Source organism: Oscillibacter hominis, from assembly GCF_014334055.1.
Lineage (GTDB): Bacteria > Bacillota > Clostridia > Oscillospirales > Oscillospiraceae > Oscillibacter > Oscillibacter hominis.
Genome location: NZ_CP060490.1, coordinates 2,203,134 through 2,225,580, shown reverse-complemented (window position 1 = coordinate 2,225,580; position 22,447 = coordinate 2,203,134). Strand labels below are relative to the sequence as shown.

The 22,447-nt window shown below is 62.3% G+C and carries 18 protein-coding genes and 1 riboswitch; of the genes, 14 read left to right on the top strand and 4 right to left on the bottom strand.

What is annotated here, in order from left to right:
• The first annotated feature begins 50 nt into the window (after nt 1-50).
• The 7 genes from H8790_RS11080 (at nt 51) to H8790_RS11050 (ending at nt 9,696) form a co-directional block, all read left to right on the top strand.
• The gene (locus H8790_RS11080; protein WP_187332558.1) at nt 51-1,181 is read left to right on the top strand and encodes a DapH/DapD/GlmU-related protein; all 1,131 of its coding nucleotides are present in this window, start codon (nt 51-53) and stop codon (nt 1,179-1,181) included.
• 97 nt (nt 1,182-1,278) lie between these two features.
• Nucleotides 1,279-2,238: a ribose-phosphate pyrophosphokinase gene (locus H8790_RS11075; RefSeq protein ID WP_187332557.1), complete on the top strand. Its 960-nt coding sequence runs from the start codon at nt 1,279-1,281 to the stop codon at nt 2,236-2,238.
• A gap of 71 nt (nt 2,239-2,309) precedes the next feature.
• Nucleotides 2,310-2,897 (top strand): aminoacyl-tRNA hydrolase, encoded by a 588-nt coding sequence (gene pth, locus H8790_RS11070; RefSeq protein ID WP_187332556.1) that lies wholly within the window; start codon nt 2,310-2,312, stop codon nt 2,895-2,897.
• Between the two features lie 141 nt (nt 2,898-3,038).
• The gene (mfd, locus tag H8790_RS11065; protein WP_187332555.1) at nt 3,039-6,551 is read left to right on the top strand and encodes a transcription-repair coupling factor; all 3,513 of its coding nucleotides are present in this window, start codon (nt 3,039-3,041) and stop codon (nt 6,549-6,551) included.
• Complete coding sequence (lepB, locus tag H8790_RS11060) at nt 6,544-7,125, top strand: signal peptidase I (protein ID WP_187332554.1); 582 nt, start codon at nt 6,544-6,546, stop codon at nt 7,123-7,125. Before mfd ends, lepB begins: the two co-directional genes overlap by 8 nt.
• Nucleotides 7,126-7,171: 46 nt before the next feature.
• Nucleotides 7,172-8,143: a hypothetical protein gene (locus H8790_RS11055; protein WP_187332553.1), complete on the top strand. Its 972-nt coding sequence runs from the start codon at nt 7,172-7,174 to the stop codon at nt 8,141-8,143.
• A gap of 296 nt (nt 8,144-8,439) precedes the next feature.
• Complete coding sequence (locus tag H8790_RS11050; protein ID WP_187332552.1) at nt 8,440-9,696, top strand: acetyl-CoA C-acetyltransferase; 1,257 nt, start codon at nt 8,440-8,442, stop codon at nt 9,694-9,696.
• 124 nt (nt 9,697-9,820) lie between these two features.
• On the opposite strand, the gene iadA (H8790_RS11045) is transcribed toward H8790_RS11050, so the two are convergent.
• Genes iadA (H8790_RS11045) through nhaC form a run of 3 tightly spaced genes read right to left on the bottom strand, consistent with a single transcriptional unit; the run spans nt 9,821 to nt 13,615 of the window.
• Nucleotides 9,821-10,981 carry a beta-aspartyl-peptidase gene (gene iadA, locus H8790_RS11045; protein WP_187332551.1) on the bottom strand — a complete coding sequence of 387 codons (1,161 nt, stop codon included), beginning with the start codon at nt 10,979-10,981 and terminating at the stop codon, nt 9,821-9,823.
• A gap of 12 nt (nt 10,982-10,993) precedes the next feature.
• Nucleotides 10,994-12,163: a beta-aspartyl-peptidase gene (gene iadA / locus H8790_RS11040; RefSeq protein ID WP_187332550.1), complete on the bottom strand. Its 1,170-nt coding sequence runs from the start codon at nt 12,161-12,163 to the stop codon at nt 10,994-10,996.
• 3 nt (nt 12,164-12,166) lie between these two features.
• Nucleotides 12,167-13,615, bottom strand: a complete 1,449-nt coding sequence (nhaC, locus tag H8790_RS11035; RefSeq protein WP_187332549.1) for a Na+/H+ antiporter NhaC — start codon at nt 13,613-13,615, stop codon at nt 12,167-12,169.
• Nucleotides 13,616-13,816: 201 nt separating this feature from the next.
• On the opposite strand from nhaC, the gene H8790_RS11030 reads away from it, so the two are divergent.
• Nucleotides 13,817-15,847 carry a sigma-54 interaction domain-containing protein gene (locus tag H8790_RS11030; protein ID WP_187332548.1) on the top strand — a complete coding sequence of 677 codons (2,031 nt, stop codon included), beginning with the start codon at nt 13,817-13,819 and terminating at the stop codon, nt 15,845-15,847.
• A 127-nt stretch (nt 15,848-15,974) separates the two neighbouring features.
• On the opposite strand, the gene H8790_RS11025 is transcribed toward H8790_RS11030, so the two are convergent.
• Entirely contained in the window at nt 15,975-16,769 is a 795-nt protein-coding gene (locus tag H8790_RS11025) for a DUF975 family protein (RefSeq protein ID WP_187332547.1), read from the bottom strand.
• A gap of 319 nt (nt 16,770-17,088) precedes the next feature.
• On the opposite strand from H8790_RS11025, the gene rsxC reads away from it, so the two are divergent.
• Genes rsxC through H8790_RS10995 form a run of 6 tightly spaced genes read left to right on the top strand, consistent with a single transcriptional unit; the run spans nt 17,089 to nt 22,214 of the window.
• A complete protein-coding gene (gene rsxC, locus H8790_RS11020; protein ID WP_187334296.1) occupies nt 17,089-18,456 on the top strand; it encodes an electron transport complex subunit RsxC in 1,368 nt (455 codons plus the stop codon).
• Nucleotides 18,457-18,459: 3 nt separating this feature from the next.
• Complete coding sequence (locus H8790_RS11015) at nt 18,460-19,482, top strand: RnfABCDGE type electron transport complex subunit D (protein ID WP_187332546.1); 1,023 nt, start codon at nt 18,460-18,462, stop codon at nt 19,480-19,482.
• A complete protein-coding gene (locus H8790_RS11010; protein ID WP_187332545.1) occupies nt 19,479-20,087 on the top strand; it encodes an RnfABCDGE type electron transport complex subunit G in 609 nt (202 codons plus the stop codon). The genes H8790_RS11015 and H8790_RS11010 overlap by 4 nt, the downstream gene beginning before the upstream one ends.
• A gap of 17 nt (nt 20,088-20,104) precedes the next feature.
• Nucleotides 20,105-20,740, top strand: coding sequence for an electron transport complex subunit RsxE (gene rsxE, locus H8790_RS11005; protein WP_187332544.1), 636 nt, complete (start codon nt 20,105-20,107; stop codon nt 20,738-20,740).
• On the top strand, nt 20,740-21,327 hold the full coding sequence (gene rsxA, locus H8790_RS11000; protein ID WP_187332543.1) for an electron transport complex subunit RsxA: 588 nt from the start codon (nt 20,740-20,742) through the stop codon (nt 21,325-21,327). Before rsxE ends, rsxA begins: the two co-directional genes overlap by 1 nt.
• An 11-nt stretch (nt 21,328-21,338) precedes the next feature.
• Nucleotides 21,339-22,214, top strand: a complete 876-nt coding sequence (locus H8790_RS10995; RefSeq protein ID WP_187332542.1) for an RnfABCDGE type electron transport complex subunit B — start codon at nt 21,339-21,341, stop codon at nt 22,212-22,214.
• Nucleotides 22,215-22,311: 97 nt separating this feature from the next.
• Nucleotides 22,312-22,426, top strand: a riboswitch (THF riboswitch).
• Nucleotides 22,427-22,447 lie beyond the last annotated feature (21 nt).

The following is a 22,447-nucleotide window of genomic DNA, read 5'->3' as shown; positions in this document are numbered from 1 at the left end:
TTTTTGTTTGTTATAATGTGGGTAAGACTTGACGACGGGAGGGATTTCCGATGAATCAGACAAGAGCAGTTCTCTTTTTGCCTGACGATGCCTCCTGTGAGGGAGTGGACCGGCCGCTGATGCTGCAATCCGTTTTATTTTGTCCCCTTTTGACCTGGGTGGGCAAGACATTGATGGCGCGCAGCATCCAGCGGTTTTTTATTGTCTGGGGCAAAGAGGAGTACGCTGCGGAGCTGCGCGGGTGCTTCCCTGCGGAGGCGGATGTTCTGGTCTCCGGCAGCCGTGAGGCGCTGATGGACTTTTTATCCCAGGAGGGGGAGGTGGCGGTCTTCCCCTGTGAGATGCTTCCTCTGGAGCTGCCCGGCGGGAGCAGCTACGCCTATACCGCAAAGGCCTCCGCCCTGCGCGAAAGCTGGACAAATGGCAGCGACGCCGTCCCCGGCGCCCGGGAGCTTTCCGGCTTCAGTGCTGTATACGACCTTCCCCGCCTGCGTGAAATGGAGCTTGCCTGCCGGGATGAGATTGTACGGCGCCATGTGGCCGCCGGCGTCCACATCCTGGACGGTTCCTCTGTATATATCGACCCCCGGGTGGAGATCGGAGCGGGCACGGTGGTGCTGCCGGGCACCATTTTGCGGGGAGAGACGACCATCGGCCGGGACTGCGAGATCGGGCCCAACGCCATGATCCGGGACTGCACAGTGGGGGATGGGACCACGGTCAACGCATCCCAGGCCAACGAGAGCACCATCGGCAGCCGGGTGAAGATCGGGCCCTTTGCCTATATCCGCCCGGGCTGCACCATCGGCAATGACATCAAGGTGGGCGATTTTGTGGAGGTGAAGAACTCCGTCATCGGCGACGGCACCAAAATCTCCCACCTGACCTATGTGGGAGACAGCGATGTGGGCCAAAAGGTCAACTTCGGCTGCGGCACCGTGACCACCAATTACGACGGGTTCAAGAAATACCGCTGCACCATCGGCGACCATGCCTTTATCGGCTGCAACACCAACCTGATCGCACCGGTAAAGGTGGGCGACGGCGCCTACACCGCGGCGGGCAGCACCATCACAGACGAGGTGCCGGCCGACGCGCTGGCGGTGGCCAGGGCGCGGCAGAAGAACCTGGAGGGCTGGGCCGCCCGGCGGCGGGCACTCCACGCGGAGAAGAAAGACTGAATCTGGGACCAAAGCCGCCGGCGGGCTGCCGCCGTGGCGGGGTTTAATGCGGAGCGATAAAATAATAACGATAGATTACAGAAAGAGGGCGCTTAAAATGATCGCACACGGCAAAGATATCAAAGTGTTCAGCGGCAATGCGAACCACAAACTGGCGGAGGAAGTCTGCAAAATCATGGGCACCAAGTTAGGTGAGTCTGAGGTTGGGACATTTTCCGACGGTGAGATTTTTGTCTCGCTGTATGAGACTGTCCGAGGCTCCGACGTGTTCGTCATCCAGTCTACCTGCAATCCTGTGAACCGGAACCTGATGGAGCTGCTCATCATGATCGATGCGCTCAAGCGGGCCAGCGCCGGACGCATCACCGCGGTGATGCCCTATTACGGCTACGCCCGCCAGGACCGCAAGGCCAAGGCCCGGGACCCCATCACCGCCAAGCTGGTGGCCAACATGGTCACGGCCGCCGGCGCGGACCGTGTGCTGACCATGGACCTGCACGCCTCCCAGATCCAGGGCTTCTTCGATATCCCCGTGGACAACCTGGCCGGCAACCCCATTTTTGTGGACTACTATGCCAAGAAGTTCGGCTCCCAGTGCGAGGACATGATGGTGGTCTCCCCCGACGTGGGCTCCGTGGCCCGCGCCCGCGCCTTTGCCCAAAAGCTCCACATGTCCCTGGCCATTGTGGATAAGCGCCGCCAGAAGGCCAACTCCTGCGAGGTCATGAACGTCATCGGCGACGTGGAGGGCAAGGACTGCATCATCTTCGACGACATGGTGGACACCGGCGGATCCCTCTGCAACGCCGCCAAGGCGCTGATCGACATCGGCCACGCCAAGAGCGTCCATGCCTGCGCCTCCCACGGCGTCCTCTCCGGCCCCGCCATCGAGCGGATCAACAACAGCGTGATCACCGAGCTTGCCCTGCTGGACACCATCCCCCCCATTGCCGAGGGCGCCAGCGACAAGATCAAGTACCTCACCGTGGCCCCCATGTTTGCCGAGGCCATTGAGCGTACTTACCAGGAGATTTCCATCTCCAAGCTGTTCCGCTAAGACAAATGGATGGAAGCGGGGCGGGGATTTTCCCCGCCCCGCCGTTACACTTTTCTGGAAAGGGATACGTTATGTTTGGAAAACCCTCCGGCGTGGAGTGGATCGTGGCCTGCCTCGGAAACCCGGGCAGCGAGTACGCCAACACCCGCCACAACATGGGCTTCCTCACCGCCGATCTGATCGCGGAGCGGGAGCACGTCAAGATCAACAAGATCAAGTTCAAGTCCGCCTACAACATCTTCCCCTTCGGCGGCGCCAAGGTGCTGCTGATGAAGCCCCAGACCTATATGAACCTCTCCGGCGAGGCGGTCGTGGAGGCGGTGAAGTTCTACAAGGTGCCCCTGGACCACCTGCTGGTGATCTTCGACGACATCTATCTGCCGGTGGGCAAGATCCGCATCCGGCCCTCCGGCAGTGCCGGCGGCCACAACGGCATCAAAAACATCATCGCCCACTTGGGCAGCGACCAGTTCCCCCGGATCAAGATCGGCGTGGGTTCGCCATCCAACCCCGATTACGACATGGCCGACTGGGTTTTAGGCACGCCAAGCATGGAGGACCGTAAAATCCTCCTGAACTCCTTTGCCCGGGCTGCCGACGCGGCGGAGGCCATCTGCTCCGGCGAGGAGCTGCGCAAGGCCATGGGGCGCTTCAACTAAGCGCGCCCCTTCGCCTTGACAGCCGGCGTATACTATAAATCAGGATAAATTTGGAGGCACACCCCTCCCCGCAAGGGGCGGAGTGCGCCCCCATATGCGTACAACTGGCAAATTTTAACAAATTATGACAAGGAGGCCGACATGGAGGCCCTGACGAACGCACTGCTGAACATACCGGAGATCGAGGAGCTTGCCCGGCGGATTGAGGGCGGCCGCTGCCCTGTGGCGGTATCCGGCACGGCCTCGGTGCACCGCTCCCAGATTTCCGCATCCCTTGCCCAGCGCCTCAGCCGGCCGCTGGTGATGGTCTGCGGCGATGAAAAAGAGGCTCTCAGGCTGTGCCTGGACCTGAAGACGCTGATGGGGCGAGAGCCGCTGCGGCTGCTTGGCCGCGACTTCCAGCTTACCTCCGCCGCCTTCTCCCGCAGCTGGGAGCACCGGCGCCTGGCCGCACTCTACGCGCTTGCCAAGGGCAGGGAGAGCGTGGTGGTGGCCACGGTGGACGCCCTGATGCAGCGCTCTATCCCCCGCGAGGTGCTCCTGGACGCGGCTTTTACGGTGAAGGTGGGCGGCCGGGCAGACCCCCAGGCCCTGGCGGAGAAGCTGACTGCGGCGGGCTACACCCGCTCCGACCAGGTGGAGGGTGTCGGCCAGTTTGCCCTCCGGGGCGGCATTTTGGATGTGTTTTCCCCTATGATGGAACGGCCGGTACGCTGCGAGTTTTTCGACGACGAAATCGACTCCTGCGGACTGTTTGACACAGCCACCCAGCGCCGGATCAAAAATGTGAAGTCCGCCCTGATCCTCCCGGCCTCGGAATTTCTTCCCGCCTATGGGGAGGGGGGCGTCTTGGCGCTGGCAAAGGCGCTGGAGGCCCTGGCGGCCAGGTCGGAGAAAAAGCATGAGAAGCTGGCCCAGACCCTCCGCGCCGACGCGGAGCGCCTTGGCGCCGGCGCCATGCCCGACGGGCCGGACCGGTATCTAACGGCACTGTATGGGAAGATGACGTCGGGGGCGGACTACCTGCCGCCGGATGCGCTGGTGTGCATCAGCGAGAGCGCCCGGGTGGACGAGGCAGCCAAGGGCAGGGCGCTCCAGTGCAAACAGGACACGGAGACGCTGCTTTCCGCCGGCGTGCTGGCTGGGGAATGGAGCAAGCTCTATCTGAGCCCGGAGGAGCTCTTCACCCAGCTGGAGGAGTTCCCCACCATGATGATGGACGCGCTGCCCACCTCCCGATACCCCATGCGGCCCAGGGGCCTTTTGTCCATCTCCGCGAAACAGCTCAGCTCCTATGGCGGCAGCCTGGAGACCGCTGTGTCCGACATGGCTCACTACCGCTCCACCGGCAGCGGCGTACTGGTATTCTGCGGCAGCGAAACCCGGTGCAAAAACCTTCAGAGGCTGCTGGAGGAGCGGGAAATCCCTTCGGTGCTGGATCTGGAGGGGACGGGGCCGCTGGAGCCGGGGCAGGTGCGCATCACCGTGGGCGCCCTCTCTGCCGGCGCCGAGTACCCCCAGCTTCGGCTGGCCGTTTTGACGGAAGGCCAGCTGATGGCCCCGGCGCGGAAAAAGCAGCGGGTGAAGAAGGAGGATTCCAACCGCCAGAAAATCCAGTCCTACACCGACCTCTCCCCCGGTGACCTGGTGGTCCATGTCCACCACGGCGTGGGGCGGTTCGTGGGCATGCAGCGCATGCCTGTGGACGGTGTGGAGAAGGACTATATCAAGATCGCCTACGCCGGCGGAGACTGCCTCTATGTCCCGGCCACCCAACTGGACCAGGTGAGCAAGTACATCGGCGGCGGCGAGGATACAGAGCGGCAGAAGCTCAACAAGCTGGGCGGTACCGAGTGGGCCAAGCAGAAGAGCAGGGCCAAGGCGGCGGCCAAGGACCTGGCCAAGGGCCTCATCGCCCTCTATGCCGAGCGGCAGAAGCGGCCCGGGTTCGCCTTCTCCCCCGACTCCCCCTGGCAGCAGGAATTTGAGGAGTCTTTCGACTACGCGGAGACCGACGACCAGCTGCGCTGCATCGCGGAGATCAAGGCGGACATGGAGCGCCCCCGGCCCATGGACCGGCTGCTGTGCGGCGATGTGGGCTACGGCAAGACGGAGGTGGCGCTGCGGGCGGTGATGAAGTGTGTCCTGGACGGCAAACAGGCCGCCATCCTGGTGCCCACAACGGTCCTGGCCCAGCAGCACTACGCCACCGCGGTCAGCCGCTTTCGCAACTTCCCGGTGAAAATCGAGGTGCTCTCCCGGTTCCAGACCGGCCGTGTAAGCAAGCAGGTCCTCCAGGACGCCCGGGACGGCAGCGTGGACCTTCTGATCGGGACCCACCGGCTGCTGCAGAAAAACATCGCCTTCAAGGATTTGGGACTCCTCATCATCGACGAGGAGCAGCGCTTCGGCGTCACCCACAAGGAGCGGCTCAAGGAGATGAGCAAGCAGGTGGACGTGCTGACCCTGACGGCAACGCCCATCCCCAGGACGCTGAACATGGCCCTCTCCGGCATCCGGGACATGAGCACCATTGAGGAGCCGCCCATGGACCGCCAGCCGGTGCAGACCTATGTGCTGGAACACGACTGGGCGGTGGTGGAGGACGCCATGCGCCGGGAGCTGGCCCGGGGCGGGCAGGTCTATTACCTCCACAACCGGGTGGAGTCCATCGACGCCACCGCCTCCCGCATCCGCAAGATGTTGGGTGAGGACGCCCGGGTGGTGGTGGGCCATGGGAAGATGAGCGAACAGGAGCTCTCCGACGTGATGCAGCAGATGGTGGACGGGTCCGCCGACGTTCTGGTGTGCACCACCATCATCGAAACAGGCATTGATATCCCAAACGTGAATACACTTGTGATAGAGGATGCGGACCGGATGGGCCTGGCCCAGCTCCACCAGATCCGCGGCCGAATCGGCCGCAGCTCCCGCCGGGCCTATGCCTATCTCACCTACCGCCGGGGCAAAATCCTGACGGAGACGGCCTCCAAGCGGCTCAGCGCCATCCGGGAATACGTGGAGTTCGGCTCCGGTTTTAAGATCGCCATGCGGGACCTGGAGATCCGGGGCGCCGGCAATCTGCTGGGCCCGGAGCAGTCCGGATATATGATGAGCGTGGGCTACGACATGTACCTGAAGCTGCTGGAGGAGGCGGTGCTGGAGGAGCAGGGCCGGGAGAAGGCCATCGAGACCGAGTGCTCCGCCGATCTGACCATCTCCGCCAACATCCCGGAGTACTATGTGCCCTCGCCGGAGCAGCGGATGGACCTCTACCGGCGCATTGCGGCCATCCGCAGTGCCGAGGACTCATCGGACCTTATGGACGAGATGATGGACCGCTACGGCGATCCTCCCAAGCCGGTGCTGGCGCTGTTGGACGTGGCACTGCTGCGCTCCGCCGCGGCCAGGGCCGGCGTGGCCGACATCTCCCAGAAGGGAGAGCGTCTGGTGCTGACCCTTGCAAACTTTCGGCCGGAGGCCATCAGCGCCGTGTGCTCCATGCCAAAATACCGCCGCAGCCTGACCCTCTCCGCCGGGGAGACCCCGGCCCTCAGCCTCCGCCTCACTCCAAAGGCCGACGTGCTGCAGTGTGCCCTGGACCTGGTGGAGGAGCTTCGTTTGGCGGATACAAAGGAGAACGAAAATGGATGAACAAAAGAACGAACCCGTAAAGAAGGAGAGCACCCTGCACCGGCTGTGGAAAAACTACGGCTATTTGGTGGTGACTGCGGCTGTGGTCATCGTGCTGTTCCGGGTGATCCTGGCGCTGGCCTATGTGCCCACCGGCTCCATGGAGCCCACGCTGCCCACCCGCTCCATGTTCCTTGGCGTGCGGCTGCCCTATATCGTGGGCGATCCCCTGCCGGAGCGGGGGGACATTGTCATGTTCCGCAGCGAAGAGCTTGACGAGGTCATGGTCAAGCGGGTGATCGGCCTGCCCGGCGATACCATCGCCTTTGACGGCGGCGCCGTGGTGCGCAACGGAGAGAAGATCAAGGAGGAGTATCTTGCCGATGGGGTGCAGACCTATCCTGCGGTGGACGGGGCGGAATTCACCGTGCCGGAGGGCTGCGTCTTCCTCTTAGGCGACAACCGGGAGAGCTCCCTGGACAGCCGCTGGTGGGGCAACCCCTATATTCCTTTGTCTGCCATTCAGGCCAGGGCGCTGGTGAGCCTGTCCCTGCTGCCGAAGAATACCTGGATCGGCGTCCGGACGCTGTCTTAGTGCGGCCAGTCCGCGCCGGATCGATCTGGAAGGAGCGGAATCAAGCATGAAACGATTTCTGGCGTGTGCACTGGCGGCGGTGCTTTGCCTGAGCGCCTGCGGGGCCTCCGGCGGCGGTACGGTCAAAGAAGGGCTTTACTACGATGCCTCCGGAATCTGCCCCGATGCGGTGCTGCTGACGGTCAACGGGCAGGATGTGGCGGCGCAGCGGTACTTTTACTGGCTGACCTACACCTGCGACTACGCGGCCCAGGCTCTGGGCGGCGGCCTGGACTGGAGTGAGGAGCGGGAGGGCGGCACGCTGGCGGACTACGTAAAAGAGGAGGCCCTGCGCCGCACAACCCTCTACGCCGTGGTGGAACAGTGGGCCCGCCAGGCGGGCTGCGAGCTGACGGCGGAGGACAGGACCGCCATCGACAACCAGTTTGCGGCCAACGCCCAGCAATACGGAGGCGAGGAGCAGTACCTTGCCCAGCTGGCCTCCATGGGCCTGGATCGGGAGAGCGCCGACGCCCTCAGCTCGGACTACTACCTCTACGGCCATCTGAAAGAGGCCTACCCCACCTCACCGCTCTGCCCCGAGGGCAGCAGCCTGGAGGAGTACAAGGCCCGCTGCGCCACCGTCAGCTGGTGTGCCGTACCTGCCGCCGAGGGGAAAAGCGCACGGGCCCGGGCTGACGAGATCGCCGCGTCGGTCAACGGCGGGAAGCCCTTTGCGGAGGCCACCGCCGCCCTGGGAGGCGACGGCGCCCAAAGCGTCACGCTGACGCCGGAGGATGAGCTTTGCGCCCAGGCCGTTGCGATCGCCGAGGGAAGCTGCGGGGCGGCGGAGACGTCGGAGGGTGCCTTTGTGCTGCTGCGCCAGCCCCTGGAAGAATCGGCTGCGGCAGGCGCCTTTTTCGATGAGGCCCTGAGCCGTGCCGCTTCAGAGGCGGAGATCACCTATGCCGACACCTGGGACACCATTGACGCCGCTTCCTACTACGAAAAGGTCACTGCCCTGCGGGAGAAGCTGTAAAAGGCCCCTCCTGGTTTTCGTCAAGTCGACGAAAACCAGGAGGGATTTGTCAATTATTTAACAAAAATCTGGAAACAGGCCAATCCCCTCTTGACGGATGGGGGATTCTTCTGTATAATAACGACTGTCAGAGTTTGACAATAATTTAACAAAAGTAAACGTATACCTAAAGGAAAACCGCAAGAAACAGCATGAAATTCCCGTCAGACGGTTTGAAACGACACGGCAACTGTGATAAACTGGCTCTAATAGCATGGTACGCTTTGATACCGAATTTTTGAAAATGGAGGACAATCATGAAAGATCTGTATGTTGTCAACTGCTGCAGAACCGCAATTGGTTCCTTTGGCGGCGCATTGAAGAACACCCCTGCCGCCGACCTGGGCGCCATTGTGGTGAAGGAAGCCCTGAACCGCGCCGGCGTCAGCCCCGAGCAGGTGGACGAGGTGATGTTCGGCTGCATCCTGACTGCCGCCCAGGGACAGAACGTGGCCCGTCAGGTGGCCATCAAGGCCGGCGTCCCCTACAGCGTTCCCGCCTACACGGTGGGCATGGTCTGCGGCTCCGGCATGAAGTCCGTCATCGAGGGTGCCCGCTCCATCCTGGCCGGCGACTCCGACGTGGTGGTCTGCGGCGGTACCGAGAACATGAGCGCCGCTCCCTTTGCCTCCATGGACGCCCGCTGGGGCGCCCGCATGGGTGACAAGAAGCTGGTGGACACCATGATCAAGGACGGCCTGTGGGACGCTTACAACAACTATCACATGGGCACCACCGCTGAGAACATCTGCGACATTTGGGGCATCACCCGCCAGGAGCTGGACGAGTTTGCCGCCTCCTCCCAGCAGAAGACCGAGGCCGCCCAGAAGTCCGGCCGGTTTGATGATGAGATCGTCCCCGTCCCCGTGAAGGTCAAGAAGGAGATGGTGGACTTCAAGGTGGATGAGTTCCCCCGCGCCGGCGTCACCGCCGAGGGCATTGCCAAGCTGAAGGGCGCTTTCCCCATCGGCCCCGAGTCCCCCAATCCCCAGGTGGTCCACACCTTTGAGCCCACCGGCTTCCAGGAGTCCGGCGACAAGGGAACCCAGCGCGTCACCGCCGCCAACGCCTCCGGCATCAACGACGGCGCCGCCGCCATTGTGCTGGCCTCCGGCGAGGCTGTGAAGAAGTACGGCCTGAAGCCCATGGCCAAGCTGATTGGCTGGGGCCAGGGCGGCGTGGATCCCAAGATCATGGGCGTGGGCCCCGTACCCGCCTCCCGTCAGGCCATGGCCAAGGCCGGCGTGACCATCGAGGACATCGACCTGGTAGAGGCCAACGAGGCCTTTGCGGCCCAGTCCGTTGCCGTGGCCCGCGAGCTGCACTTTGACATGAGCAAGGTCAACGTCAACGGCGGCGCCATCTCCCTGGGCCACCCTGTGGGCGCCTCCGGCGCACGCATCATTGTCACGCTGCTCCACGAGATGCAGAAGCGTCCCGAGGCCAAAAAGGGCCTGGCCACGCTGTGCATCGGCGGCGGCATGGGTGTTGCCACGATTTTTGAGAAGTGCTGATTGATTTCCCTTCAGAAAAGAGGCGTCCGGCTTAAGCCGGACGCCTCTTTTTGCTGTAAGGGCACAGGAACGGTGCGGAGACGGGAAAATGGGGGCGACAATAGGCTGTGCCGCCCGTCCTGTCTTACACCTCAAACCGGCCGCGGATTAAGTGCTGTCCTTTCCAGACGGCCCGCTCTCCCTTGGCCACCACGCTCTCCACGGAGAAATCCTGGCCGTAGATTACGAAATCCGCGTCGGCTCCGGGAGCCACGGCACCTTTGATGCCGGCTTTGTCCAGCACACGCGCGGGGTTTGCGGTTACCAGGGCCAGAGCATCCTCCAGAGGCAGCACCTCCTCCTGTACCAGGGCCTGGATCAGCTGGTGGAGGCCATGGGGGGTGGAGTAGGTCAGGCCGACGCACTCGCCCTTCTCATTGAACCGAGGCTGGCTGCCGTAGCCGTCGCTGGAGACGGTGAGGCCGGAAAGGGGCATGCCCTGCTCCAGGCAGTAGCGGATGTGACCGGCCAGGGTGACGTTTTCCTCCATGGTGCCGCCGGCGGTGAAGTCCATGTTCCCGCCCATCTTTACCAGACGGACGCCGTCGTCCATCAATTCTTTGCCGCGGAAGTTCATGTGGGTGGGCAGGAAGGTCCTGGCGGGCACATCCGAGTGGTCCAGTGCGTAGAACACAGGGTCCAGACGGCCTTTGCCGCTGCCCATGTGCATGGTCAGCAGGCCGCAGCAGGGGGCCAGCAGCCCGGCCCTGCGGACCGCGGTGGCCAGTGCGATCAGGTCCTCGCCCTGGGGATTGGAACTGCGGTGATCGGATACGGCGATCTTGGCGCCGATGATCTCGGGGATGAGCACCATATCCCGCTCCACGCTGCCGGTGAGGGTGGTGGTGGGCCAGCCATAGGAGCCGGTGAGCATATAGCAGCTCAGCCCTTTCTCGGTCAATGCCCGGGTCTTGGCCAACAGGTTTTCCAGACTGCGGGAGACGCCGTCAGTCCCCAAAAGGCCCACCACGGTGGTGACGCCGCAGTCCAGCAAGGTGGCGATGGAGGCCTCCGGCGTCCGGGAGGCCGGGCCCTGCTCACCGCCGCCGCCGGTCACATGGACGTGGAGGTCGATATAGCCGGGCACCAATCGGTTCCCGCCCAGGTCAAAGCGCTCCACATCCGGGACATTGTCATATTCGGTGATGGAGTCGGCGATGCGCACGATGCGGCCGCCCTCCACCAGAATGTCTTTCTTTCCAAGGTGAGAGGGCGCGTAAACATCGGCATTTTGGAACAGTTTCAAGCTTATTTCCTCCTATTCAAATGTGCCTCTGGCCAGAAGCCGTCCTTGATGGAGCATAACGCGCCCGCGGGCGACCACGGTGGAGAGGGTAAGATCGGGATTGAGCAGCAGAAGGTCGGCGTCGGAGCCGGGGCGCAGCGCGCCTTTGGCCGGGTACAGGCCATTGGCCTCAGCCGCATTCCGGGTGCACACGCCAAGGGCCGTCTCCAGAGGGACGGCGTGCTCCGTGACGGCGGCACGCAGCTCCTCCAGCAAAGAGGACTGGGGAACCACCAGCAGCCGCTGGACACGGCCCTCCTCGTCGTGGACCGCCATGGAGCCGTTGCCGTCGGAGCTCATGGTCACATGGTTCATGGGCACGCCGCCTTCCAGGCACAGCCGGATGGCCGCGGCAGGGCCGACGCATCCTTCAAATCCGTCGCACGATCGGATACCGGAGGTCAGGTCGATATAGCCGCCCCGTTTGGCAAAGGCCATGCCCTCCTCCATCAGCCGGGCGGAGCGGTTGATGTGGGTGGGGATCAGGTGGCGGGCCGGGATCTCCGTCTCATCCAGAAGGCGGAAGAGCATGGACAGGCCCGCCTCGCCCACGCCCATGTGGAACTGCACCACGCCGGCCTTGCCGGAGAGCATGCCGCCCAGGCGCGCCTGGGTCACCAGCCGCTTGAGCTCGCTGAGAGTGGGCTGGGAGCTGCGGTGATCCGATAGGGCAATCTCGCCCACGCCTAACACCTTGTCGATGAGGATGATGTCCCGGCGGATGTCGCCGGTCATGGTGTGTACCGGCAGCTCGTAGGAGCCGGTGAGCATATAGGCGCTGATGCCCTCGGTCTCCAGGGCCCGGACCTTGGCCAGCAGGCTTTCGCTGTGGCGGGAGGTGCCGTCGGTGCCCAGTACGCCGATGAGCGTGGTGACACCGGAGCTCACGACGGTGGAAAGCTGCACCTCCGGGGTGCGGCTGTAGGGGCCTGCCTCCCCGCCGCCTCCGATGGCGTGGAGGTGCTGATCCACCAGGCCGGGGCAGGCGATGAGCCCGGAGGCGTCGATCTCCTCCGCCTTCAGGGCGGAGCAGCGGAGGTCAATGTGCTTCTCTATGGCCAAAATGGCGCCTTGGGCAATCAGCAGGTCCCGGACGCCGATGTGCTCAGGCGCATAGACGTCTGCGGAACGGATCAGGAGCATGGATCAGTCCTCCTTTGCCATTTCCTCCGGCGTCAGCTTCTTGATGCCGATGCCGGTGAAGCCGTAAAGGATGGCAAACAGGAATCCGATGTAGCACAGCACGGCCCAGGGCAGATAGTCCAGGGTCTCCACGCCCAAGGTGGCGGTCATATAGGCGCCCGCCGCGGACCAGGGGACAATGGGCACGACCACGGTGCCGGCATCCTCCAGGGTGCGGGAGAGGTTGACCGCGGCCAGGCCCCGCTTCTTGTAGGCGTCGCGGAACATCTCGCCGGGGATCAGGATGGACAGGTAGGAGTTGCCGGTGGTCAGGGCCATGGTCAGGCAGGCCACCACGGTGCTGGCAATCAGGCCGCCGGTGGACTTGACCACGCTCAGCAGGTTCTCCAACACCACATCCAGGCATCCGGCGCAGCTCATGATGCCGGCAAAGCAGAATGCACAGAAGACGAGCAGCGTGGTGGACATGATGCTGGTCATGCCGCCGCCGTTGATGAGGCGGGTGACTTCCCAGATGACGGCGGAGGGATCAAAGCCCTCCGCAGAGACCATGGAGACGTCGAAGCCGCCCACGGTGGAGGCAAGGATATTGGCCAGGGAGATATGCTGGAAGGCGAAGGCCATGACGCCCGCCACGGCGGAGGAGCCCAGCATAACGGGAATGGTGGGCAGCTTCAGCACAGACCCGGCCAGGATGATGACCGCGGGCAGCAGCAGGAGGATGTTCCAGCTGTACATGGTGTCCAGGGTGGTGAGCATGGTTTCCACGGTCTCGGGGTTGGGCACTGCGGCCACACCGGTGCCGGAGCCCACGATGGCGTAGACGAGCAGGGAGACCACGGTGGCGGGGATCGTGGTCCAGAGCATGTGCTTGATGTGGCTGTAGAGCTCACTGCCGGCGGCAATGGGCGCCAAGTTGGTGGTGTCGGAGAGGGGGGAGAGCTTATCGCCGAAGTAGGAGCCGGCGATGACGGCGCCGGCGGTGGCGGGCAGGGACACGTTCAGGCCGGAGGCAATGCCCATCAGGGCCACGCCCATGGTGCCGACAGAGCCCCAGGAGGTTCCGGTGACGATGGAGACCAGGGCGCAGATCAAAAACGCCGTGACCAGCAAAAACTTGGGATTGACGATCTGGATGCCATAGTAGATCATCATGGGGATGGTGCCGGAGGCTTTCCAGGTGCCGATGAGGGCGCCCACGGAAATCAGAATCAAAATGGCGGGCATGCCCTTGGCAATTTTATTGGAAATCTCGTTGAGCATCTCGTCCCAGGTGCAGCCCACCCGGACGGCGACCAGGGCGGCGATGGCTGCTACCACAATCAGCAGGGGCTCGGTTGCCCAGCCCTTCAAACCCTTGCCGTAAAACAGGATCGCCAGCATGGCGATGATGGGAATCAGTGCCTCCAATAAAGTCGGTTTCCGCTTCTGGCGGACTTTTTTCTCTTTCATGGCTAATCTCCTTTTCTCATTGATCTATCATCAGAGCTTGAGGCCGCATGCTCCATGCGGCGCCTTTCCTATTTAGCAAAATGCATGCCAAGTTGCAAATGGCCGAAAATCAGCAAGTTTGCGAAAGATTGTCTTGATTATTTTCGCTGGATATAGACAAACTTAGACAAAAAGTGATACTATCTTCTGGGAGGGATGCAGATGAAACTGCTGACGATTCTGCTGCGGGACCGCGGGACCGCCGTTCACACCGGAAAACAGCTGCGGGAGATGTTCGGCGAGGCAGCCAAAGTGAAGGTGGTGCTGGCAGGGCCCGCAGTAACTGAGGGCTCGGTGGACGGCGACCTGGTGGTGATTTCCCGCCGGATGGAGGAGCTGATCCGGTATGTCCGGCCCGGAACCCGGGTGATCGTGGCGGACCGGGCGGTGAACCCGGACCAGGTGCGGCAGCTGTTCGTGATCCCCGCCAACTCCGACGTGCTGGTGGTGAACACCACCCGGGAGCTGACGGAGGAGGCCATCGAGCAGCTGGAGCTCTACGAGGTGGAGGGGCTGCGTTACCATCCCTACTACCCGGGGATCCGGGATTACCGGAAAAACTGCCCGTACGCGATCACCTTCGGGGAGATGGATGCCGTACCGCCCGGGGAGTACCGCTCTGTGACGGACCTCCACAGCCGGGCGCTCAGCATGGAGGCCTGCGTCCTCATTGCCAAGGAGTTGGGGCTTTATGAGCAGCTGCGGGGAAAACTGGCAGCAGGAAACATCCGCCCGATGGTCCGGCTGACCCAGGATTTGGCGAAACTTCATTTCAAGTATGCCCATACTTCCGAAGATTTACAAAAAATCATCGGCCTGATGGAGGACGGCGTCCTGGTGCTGGACCAGCAGATGCGGCCAATCTTCATCAATCCCATGGCGGAGAAGATGATGGGGGCCGGGGCTGAGCGTCTGTCGGCCCTTGTGGAGCAGCTGCGCGCCCACAGCGCGGAACAGCACTTTTTTTACCGCGCCGGAAGCGACAGCTATTATGTGGAGCGGATCTCCTCCTCCAGCGGCCGGGAGCGGAACACCATCGTCATGCTGCGGGACGTAAGGAAGATTGAGCGCATTGAAAACAGCTATCGGCGGGCCCTGACGGAAAAGGGCCTGGTGGCGAGCTATGAGTTCAAAGACATCATCTATCGCTCGGCGGTCATGGAAGAGCTGATCCTGACCGCCCGGGAATTTGCCCGGGGGGAGTCCACTGTGTTCCTCCATGGGGAGTCGGGCAGCGGAAAAGAGCTGCTGGCCCAGGCCATCCACAACGCTTCCCCCAGGCGCAGCGGTGCGTTTGTGGCGGTGAACTTCGCCTCCATCTCCCTTTCGCTCAGCGAGTCAGAGCTGTTCGGCTACGCCGACGGTGCCTTTACCGGCGCCCGGCGGGGCGGCAGGAAGGGGCTCTTTGAGCTGGCCCACAAGGGCACGATCTTTCTGGATGAGATCGGCGACGCGCCGCTGGAGCTGCAAAAAAAGCTGCTCCGGGTCATTCAGGAGCGGAAGGTGCTCCCGGTGGGAGGGAGCAAGCTGATCCCCGTGGACGTGCGGATCATCGCCGCCAGCAACCAGGATATGGGAAAGCTGGTGGAGCGCCGGGAGTTCCGGGAGGACCTGTACTACAGGCTCAATGTGCTGCCGCTGTATCTGCCGCCCCTGCGGTGCAGGAGAGAGGATATCCTGCCCCTCTTCCGCCGCTTTCTGGAGGAGTTTCACGTGGATAGCCGGGAGCTTTCCAAGCAGGTCCGTTCGGAAATCGAGGGGTACCCCTGGCCGGGAAACGTGCGGGAGCTGCGCAATGTGGCGGAGTATGTCTCCAACTTTGCGCGCTTTGACCCCAATTGGCCGGACCGGCTCCACAGTGTGCTCCATCCGCCTGGCCACTCAGGCGGGGCGCGGGAACTGCAGGAAGAGCAGAGAACGCAGGAGCCGCGGGAGGAGTCGGACGACCCCCGGACCGTCCGGGCGGTGCTGGAGCTGCTGGACCGCCCGCCCTACCGGTTCTCCCGAAAGGAGCTGACCCTGGAGCTGGCTCGGGAGTATGGATTTGCACTCAGCGAGAGCCAGGTCAAGGGCCTGGTGGGCCGGCTGAAGGACCGGGGCCTTGTGAATGCGGTGACCGGCCGGGGCACCTTTTTGCAGACCGCCGGCCAGGAGCTGCTCCGCCGCTGGAGAACCCAGGCGGAATCGTTTTGAGGATCGCAGCGCGCCCTTACCCCTGCCCCTGGCGGCCGTTCCGGTTTGAAAAGGAAAGGCAAAATAGAAAAGGAGCGGCCAGAGGGCCGCTCCTTTTTTTGCATGTCCCGGGGGACAATCCAATATATTATAAGGTATCGCTGTCCCATGGCTCCCCAGAGCCGCCGCCGAGCGGATCGGCCCCGCCGAATCCCCGGCCCACGCCGCTGCTGGCCTTGGCCAGCTCAAAGTAGCCCAGGTTGGTGGTAATCAGGTAGGGGCGGACCCACAGGGCAACCAGTCCGGAGAGCACGCCGCAGATTACCGTCAGCACGGGCAGGGACAGAGGCAGCGCCACATCATTTAAGATCATGCTGTTGACCACGGTATAGGGCAGCGTCATCAAAAAGCCCCAGCCAATGAAGGAAAAATCCAGAGTCAGGAGGGACAGCTTATAGCCCATGGTTTGCCGCTTGCTCATGTTCAGGGCGTCAAAGGCACTGAGGGACGGGTCCTCGCAGAGGTTGTAGAAGGCGAAGCGGTAGCGGTACATGGCCACGATTCCGGGGAAGAAAAACAGCATGGACCACAGTGAAATGAAGACGCCCTCCAAAAGGAACAGCAGGATGATCTTCCCCACAAAGGAGAACCCGTCGAAAAGGGTGGAGAGTTCCATATGCACGCTGTGGCGCACGCCGAGGCAGTAGACGGTCAGCCCCATGCCCAGCACCAGCTCCACAAGATAGACGAAAATGGTGATGAAGGTGGGCAGCATCCCGGCGCCGGAGAGCACCGCCACGGCTCCGCCGGAGACCACGCTGTCCAGTGTGTCCAGCCCCAGGCAGATCGCAAGATACAGCGCCGTGATGGCGATGGGGGAGACGCTGGCTCCCTGCAGGACGGATTTGGCTTCCTCTTTCAGCCGGCGACGATCAATGTACATGAAAACCTCCTGTGCCCTCGGCGGGCAGATTTGTTTTTCGGCGGCGGCACGTTTCCGGCGCCGCGCAAACTGTGTCTGTTTCATGGTAGCGTACCACAGATCGTGGGAAATGGCAAGATGTCTTTCAAAAGGTAAAATTTGAAATCTTACCGGAAAAGTGGAGGAAGAAAACGGTTGTCTCCCTCCAAAAATGTGACAAAAGTTTCACGAATTCGTCAGGAAATCGCCGGAAACGTATGGACAACCACCTGAAATTGGTGTATGATTTAGCACAGTATGGGGCAGCGTGGCTGCCCAGGAGAAAAATGAGGTGAAGACAATGGCACAAGCTTTCTTTGGCGGCGTTCATCCCCACGACATGAAGGCCGCTACCAATGAAAAGGCCATCGAACAGCTGGCGCCGCCGGCAGAAGTGGTGATTCCCATGTCGATGCACTTTGGTGCACCGTGCACGCCGCTTGTCAAGGCTGGAGACCGCGTGAAGGTTGGCCAGAAGATCGGTGAGTTCCACGGTTTGGGCGCCCCGATCCATGCCAGCGTTTCCGGCACGGTCAAGGCTGTGGAGCCCCGTCCCTATTCCATGGGCGGCAACATCACGTCCGTAATCATCGAGAACGATTTCCAGGACGAGCTCAGCGAAGAGGTCCAGGCCCCGGCGGACCCGGAGGCCCTCAGCGTGGACGAGATGGTGGAGATCGTCAAGAACGCGGGCATCGTGGGCATGGGCGGCGCAACCTTCCCCACCCATGTCAAGATTTCCGGCGGCCTGGGCAAGGTGGATACCGTCATCATCAACGGCGCCGAGTGCGAGCCCTACATCACCGGCGACCACCGGGCCATGCTGGAGCGGCCGGAGGAGATCATCGGCGGCGCCACCTATCTGGCCAAGATGTTCGGCGTGGACAAGGTGGTCATCGGCGTGGAGGACAACAAGCAAAACGGCATCGACGCCATGAACAAAGTCATCGCGGAGAAAAAGGCCCCCGTGGTGGTGGAGCCCCTGCGCTGCCGCTATCCCCAGGGCGGTGAAAAACAGCTCTGCCAGGCCATCACCGGCAAGCAGGTGCCCCCTGGAGGGCTGCCCTCCAACATCGGCTGCGCCGTGTTCAACATCAACACCACCTGCGCCATCTACCGGGCCATCACCACCGGCATGCCCGTGGTGAGGAAGGTGGTCACCGTTTCCGGCTCCGGCGTGGTGGAGCCCAAGAACTTAGAGTGCCCCATCGGCACGCCGGTATCCAAGCTCTTTGACGCCTGCGGCGGGCTGAAGGACGGCACCTACAAGATCATCGCCGGCGGCCCCATGATGGGCATGGCCCAGTATACCGCGGACATCTCCGTGGCCAAGGGCACCGGCTCCGTCCTGGCCTTTTGCGAGGACGAGGAGCAGACCGTGGAGAACCCCCAGTGCATCCGCTGCGGCAAGTGCGTGGACGCCTGCCCGGTGCACCTGGAGCCCCTCTTTTTGTATCAGTACGCGGCCAAGGGCATGGTGGATGAGCTGAACGCGGCCAACATCATGGATTGCATGGAGTGCGGCGCCTGCGCCTACGTCTGCCCCGCCCGCATGCACCTGACCCACATGTTCAAAACCGGCAAGCAGCTGGTGAAGAACAAGGCGGCCGCCGAGCGTGCCGCCGCTGAGGCAGCCAAGAAGGCTGCGGAAGAGAAGAAGGAGGCGTAACAAATGACAGACTACAAAAATTTGAAGCTGATTGCGACTTCTTCTCCCCACATCCGCTCCGCTGAGAACACCAAGTCCATCATGCTGGATGTAATCATCGCCATGATCCCCGCCCTGGCCTTTGCCGTCTACAACTTCGGCTGGGGTGCGCTGACGCTGACCGTCATCAGCGTGATCGGCTGCATGTTCTGGGAGTGGGCCTACCGCAAGGTGCTGAAGAAGCCCCAGTCCATCGGCGACCTGTCCGCCGTGGTCACCGGCATGCTGCTGGCCTTCGTGTGCCCCCCCACCACCCCCTATTGGATGATCCTCATTGGGGACTTCTTCTCCATCGTGGTGGTCAAGCAGCTTTTCGGTGGCATCGGCAAAAACTTCATCAACCCCGCCCTGGCCGGCCGCGCCTTTTTGCTGGGCAGTTATGCCAGCGTCATGACCACCTGGATCGCCCCCGGCTCCAAGCTGGGTATTTTGGGCAGCACGGCAGATGCCGTGACCGCCGCCACCCCCATGAAGTATTTACACGGCGGTGATCTGGAGGGCCTGAAGGCCGCCGGGGTCAGCATCAACGACATGTTCATCGGCACCATCGGCGGCTCCCTTGGCGAGGTCTCCGCGCTGATGCTGCTGTTAGGCGGCGTGTACCTGATCATCCGCAAGGTCATCACCTATCACACCCCCGTGGCGTACATCGGCACCGTGGCCGTGCTGACCTATCTCTTCCCCAAGGGCGGCAGCGCCATGGAGTGGATGCTCTACAACATTTTGGGCGGCGGACTGATGTTGGGTGCCTTCTTTATGGCGACCGACTACGCCACCTCCCCTGTCACCCACAAGGGCCAGTTGATCTTCGGCATCGGCTGCGGACTGTTCACCGTGTTTATCCGTTATTTCGGCTCCTACAACGAAGGCGTCTGCTACTCCATTATGGTTATGAACCTGCTGGTGGCCCTGATTGACAAGAACGTCAAGCCCGCTCGTTTCGGCGTCGTAAAATCCGACAAGAAGAAGGAGGCGGCTGCAAAATGAGTGCGCAAGTCAAGGAAAAAGTGGATATGGACCCCAAGTACATCATTAAGCTGACCGTGACGCTTCTGGTCACCTGCATCATCGTGGCGGGCCTTCTGGGCTTGGTCAACAGCGTGACCGAGGGGCCCATCGAGCAGATCAACCTGGCAAAGACCAACGCGGCGCTGTCCTCTGTGTTCCAGAGCGCGTCCGCCCCTGAGTTCCCCAAGGTGGAGCTCACCGACGACATGGCCCAGGCGGTTGCCGCCACCGGCGCCACGCTGAAGGAGGCCTATGAGGCCAAGGACGGCGGCGCGCTGATCGGCCATGCCTTTAAGGTGGTGGCCTCCGGCTCCCAGGGCAACATTGAGATGGTGGTCGGCGTGGATACCGAGGGCGCCGTCACAGGCGTTTCCATTGTGGACCACTCCGAGACCTCCGGCATCGGCAGCAAGGTCATGGACAATGAAAACGGCGTCCTGGATCAGTTCGCCGGGAAAAATGCAGCGGACGGCCAGCTGGAAGTGGGCGTCAACGTGGACGCCATCTCCGGCGCCACCGTGTCCAGCAGGGGCGTCACCACCGGCATCAACGGCGCGCTGGCCGCGGCCGGCCGGATCGGCTGAGAAAGGGGAGTGGAATCATGAATTTTAAAAAGCAGTTCAAAGAGGGTCTGATTACCAACAACCCCGTTCTGGTCCAGGTCCTGGGCATGTGCTCCACCATGGCCATCACCACGTCCTTTATGAACGGCCTGGGCATGGGCGTCAGCGTGCTCATCATCCTGACGCTCTCCAACATCGTCATTTCCGCCATCCGCAAGGTGGTGCCAGACAAAATCCGCATCGCCATGTTCATCGTGGTCATCGCCGGATTCGTCACCTGCGTGGACCTGCTGCTCCAGGCCTTTTTGCCGGATGTGGCAAACTCCCTGGGTGTGTTCATCCCCCTGATCGTGGTGAACTGCATCATCCTGGGCCGCGCGGAGTCCTTTTCCTACAAAAACGGCGTGCTGGCCTCCGCGGTGGACGGCATCTGCCAGGGCATCGGCTACACTGCCGTGCTGATGATTATGAGCGTCGTCCGCGAGCTGTTGGGCGCCGGCACCTTCGGCGCCGGCCTGTTGGGGCCTGAGGCCAAGGGCATTCAAATCCTGCCCGCCCAGTTCCCCGCCGGGATGCTGACCATGCCTGTGGGCGGCTTCCTGGTGCTGGGCTGCCTGATCGCGGCCATGCAGTGGGCGCTTGCCAAGTCCAAAAAGAAGGAGGAAAGCAAGTAATGGAATGGGAAAAACTTCTTTCCATCACACTGGGAGCAATCCTGGTCAATAACTTTATCTTCTCCCAGTTCCTGGGTATCTGCCCGTTTTTGGGCGTGTCTAAGAAAGTGGACACCGCCGTGGGCATGGGCATCGCCGTGACCTTCGTCATGGGCCTTGCATCCGCCATCACCTGGGCGGTGAACCAGTTCATCCTGGTGCGCTTTGACCTGATGTATATGCAGACCGTGGCCTTTATCCTGGTCATTGCCGCCCTGGTGCAGTTCATTGAGATGTTTCTGCAAAAGTCCATGCCCGCGCTGTATACGGCCCTGGGCATCTATCTGCCCCTGATCACCACCAACTGCGCGGTGCTGGGCGTTGCTCTGCTGAACATCCAGAACAACTACACCTTCATTGAATCTGTGGTCTACGGCATCACCGGCGGCCTGGGCTTCCTGCTGGCCATCGTGCTCTTTGCCAGCATCCGGGAGCGGCTGGTGTTCGCAGACTATCCCAAGGCGTTCGAGGGCTTTCCCATCGCCCTGATCACCGCAGGTCTGATGGCCCTGGCATTCATGGGCTTCTCCGGCCTGAAGGTCTGGTAAGGAGGCGCGTGATGAATATTTTAGCTGCAATTTTGGTGCTCGGCATCCTGGGCGCCGTATTTGGCCTGGTTCTGGCCGTGGCCTCCAAGGTGTTTGAGGTGAAAAAGGACCCCCGTCTGGAGGAAATCCTTGGACACCTGGCGGGCGCCAACTGCGGCGGCTGCGGCTACCCCGGCTGTGCCGGCTGTGCCGCCGCCATTCTGGAGGGCAAGGCCCCTGTGACGGCCTGTGCCCCTGCCGGTGCGGATAACGCCGCGGCCATTGCCCAGATCATGGGCCAGGAGGCCCCCTCCGGGGAGCGCCAGGTGGCCTTTGTCCGCTGCAACGGCGGAACCAACGCCAAGAAGCGCTTTGAGTACCGCGGCGTGCAGGACTGCCTCTCCGCCACCAAGGTGGCCGGCGGCCCTCTGGAGTGCAATTTCGGCTGCCTGGGCTTTGGCTCCTGCGTGGCTGCCTGCCAGTTCGACGCCATGCACATCGGCCCGAACGGGGCTGCTGTGGTGGACAGCGACAAGTGCACGGGCTGCATGGCCTGCGCCGCCGCCTGCCCCCGGAAGCTGATCACCTCCGTTCCCGCCTCCAAGAAGGTCCATGTGGCCTGCGCCAACCAGGATAAGGGCAAGGCCGCCATGAGCGTCTGCTCCAACTCCTGCATCGGCTGCGGCCTGTGCCAGAAGGAGTGCAAATTCGGAGCCATCAACGTGGTGAACGGCGTGGCGGTCATCGATTACGACAAGTGCAAGGGCTGCAAGCTCTGCACCAAGGTCTGCCCCCGGGACGCCATACTGCCCATCGCCACTGCGGAGGAGAAGGAAAAGTACAAGGCCATCAAGAAGGCCCAGGCGGAAAAGGCTGCCGCGGCGGCAGCGCCTGCCGCCAAGTCCTGATCGTTTGCCTGAAAAGCACCCGGCTTACTGCCGGGTGCTTTTTTTATGTCCGGGGGGTTGCAATTTGATGGCGCTGAGCTATAATAGACTGCAACAAGGCAGAGTAGGAAAGCATGTGTAAGTCCTCAACAAGGACCAGTGCCGGTGAGACGGGGAGTTGTTCACCGGACGAAAAGACTTGATCTGCAGTATGCTTTCCGCATCCCGCTGCCGCATATGAGAGATGTGGTGGC

Excerpts from the sequence above, each read along its gene's own strand:
- H8790_RS11080 (WP_187332558.1), top strand. The coding sequence starts at position 51 with ATGAATCAGACAAGAGCAGTTCTCTTTTTGCCTGACGATGCCTCCTGT.
- H8790_RS11030 (WP_187332548.1), top strand. The coding sequence starts at position 13,817 with ATGAAACTGCTGACGATTCTGCTGCGGGACCGCGGGACCGCCGTTCAC.
- iadA (WP_187332550.1), bottom strand. The coding sequence starts at position 12,163 with ATGCTCCTGATCCGTTCCGCAGACGTCTATGCGCCTGAGCACATCGGC.
- H8790_RS11015 (WP_187332546.1), top strand. The coding sequence starts at position 18,460 with ATGACAGACTACAAAAATTTGAAGCTGATTGCGACTTCTTCTCCCCAC.
- H8790_RS11055 (WP_187332553.1), top strand. The coding sequence starts at position 7,172 with ATGAAACGATTTCTGGCGTGTGCACTGGCGGCGGTGCTTTGCCTGAGC.
- rsxC (WP_187334296.1), top strand. The coding sequence starts at position 17,089 with ATGGCACAAGCTTTCTTTGGCGGCGTTCATCCCCACGACATGAAGGCC.
- lepB (WP_187332554.1), top strand. The coding sequence starts at position 6,544 with ATGGATGAACAAAAGAACGAACCCGTAAAGAAGGAGAGCACCCTGCAC.
- H8790_RS11025 (WP_187332547.1), bottom strand. The coding sequence starts at position 16,769 with ATGTACATTGATCGTCGCCGGCTGAAAGAGGAAGCCAAATCCGTCCTG.
- nhaC (WP_187332549.1), bottom strand. The coding sequence starts at position 13,615 with ATGAAAGAGAAAAAAGTCCGCCAGAAGCGGAAACCGACTTTATTGGAG.
- H8790_RS11010 (WP_187332545.1), top strand. The coding sequence starts at position 19,479 with ATGAGTGCGCAAGTCAAGGAAAAAGTGGATATGGACCCCAAGTACATC.
- H8790_RS10995 (WP_187332542.1), top strand. The coding sequence starts at position 21,339 with ATGAATATTTTAGCTGCAATTTTGGTGCTCGGCATCCTGGGCGCCGTA.
- pth (WP_187332556.1), top strand. The coding sequence starts at position 2,310 with ATGTTTGGAAAACCCTCCGGCGTGGAGTGGATCGTGGCCTGCCTCGGA.
- rsxE (WP_187332544.1), top strand. The coding sequence starts at position 20,105 with ATGAATTTTAAAAAGCAGTTCAAAGAGGGTCTGATTACCAACAACCCC.
- H8790_RS11050 (WP_187332552.1), top strand. The coding sequence starts at position 8,440 with ATGAAAGATCTGTATGTTGTCAACTGCTGCAGAACCGCAATTGGTTCC.
- rsxA (WP_187332543.1), top strand. The coding sequence starts at position 20,740 with ATGGAATGGGAAAAACTTCTTTCCATCACACTGGGAGCAATCCTGGTC.
- mfd (WP_187332555.1), top strand. The coding sequence starts at position 3,039 with ATGGAGGCCCTGACGAACGCACTGCTGAACATACCGGAGATCGAGGAG.
- H8790_RS11075 (WP_187332557.1), top strand. The coding sequence starts at position 1,279 with ATGATCGCACACGGCAAAGATATCAAAGTGTTCAGCGGCAATGCGAAC.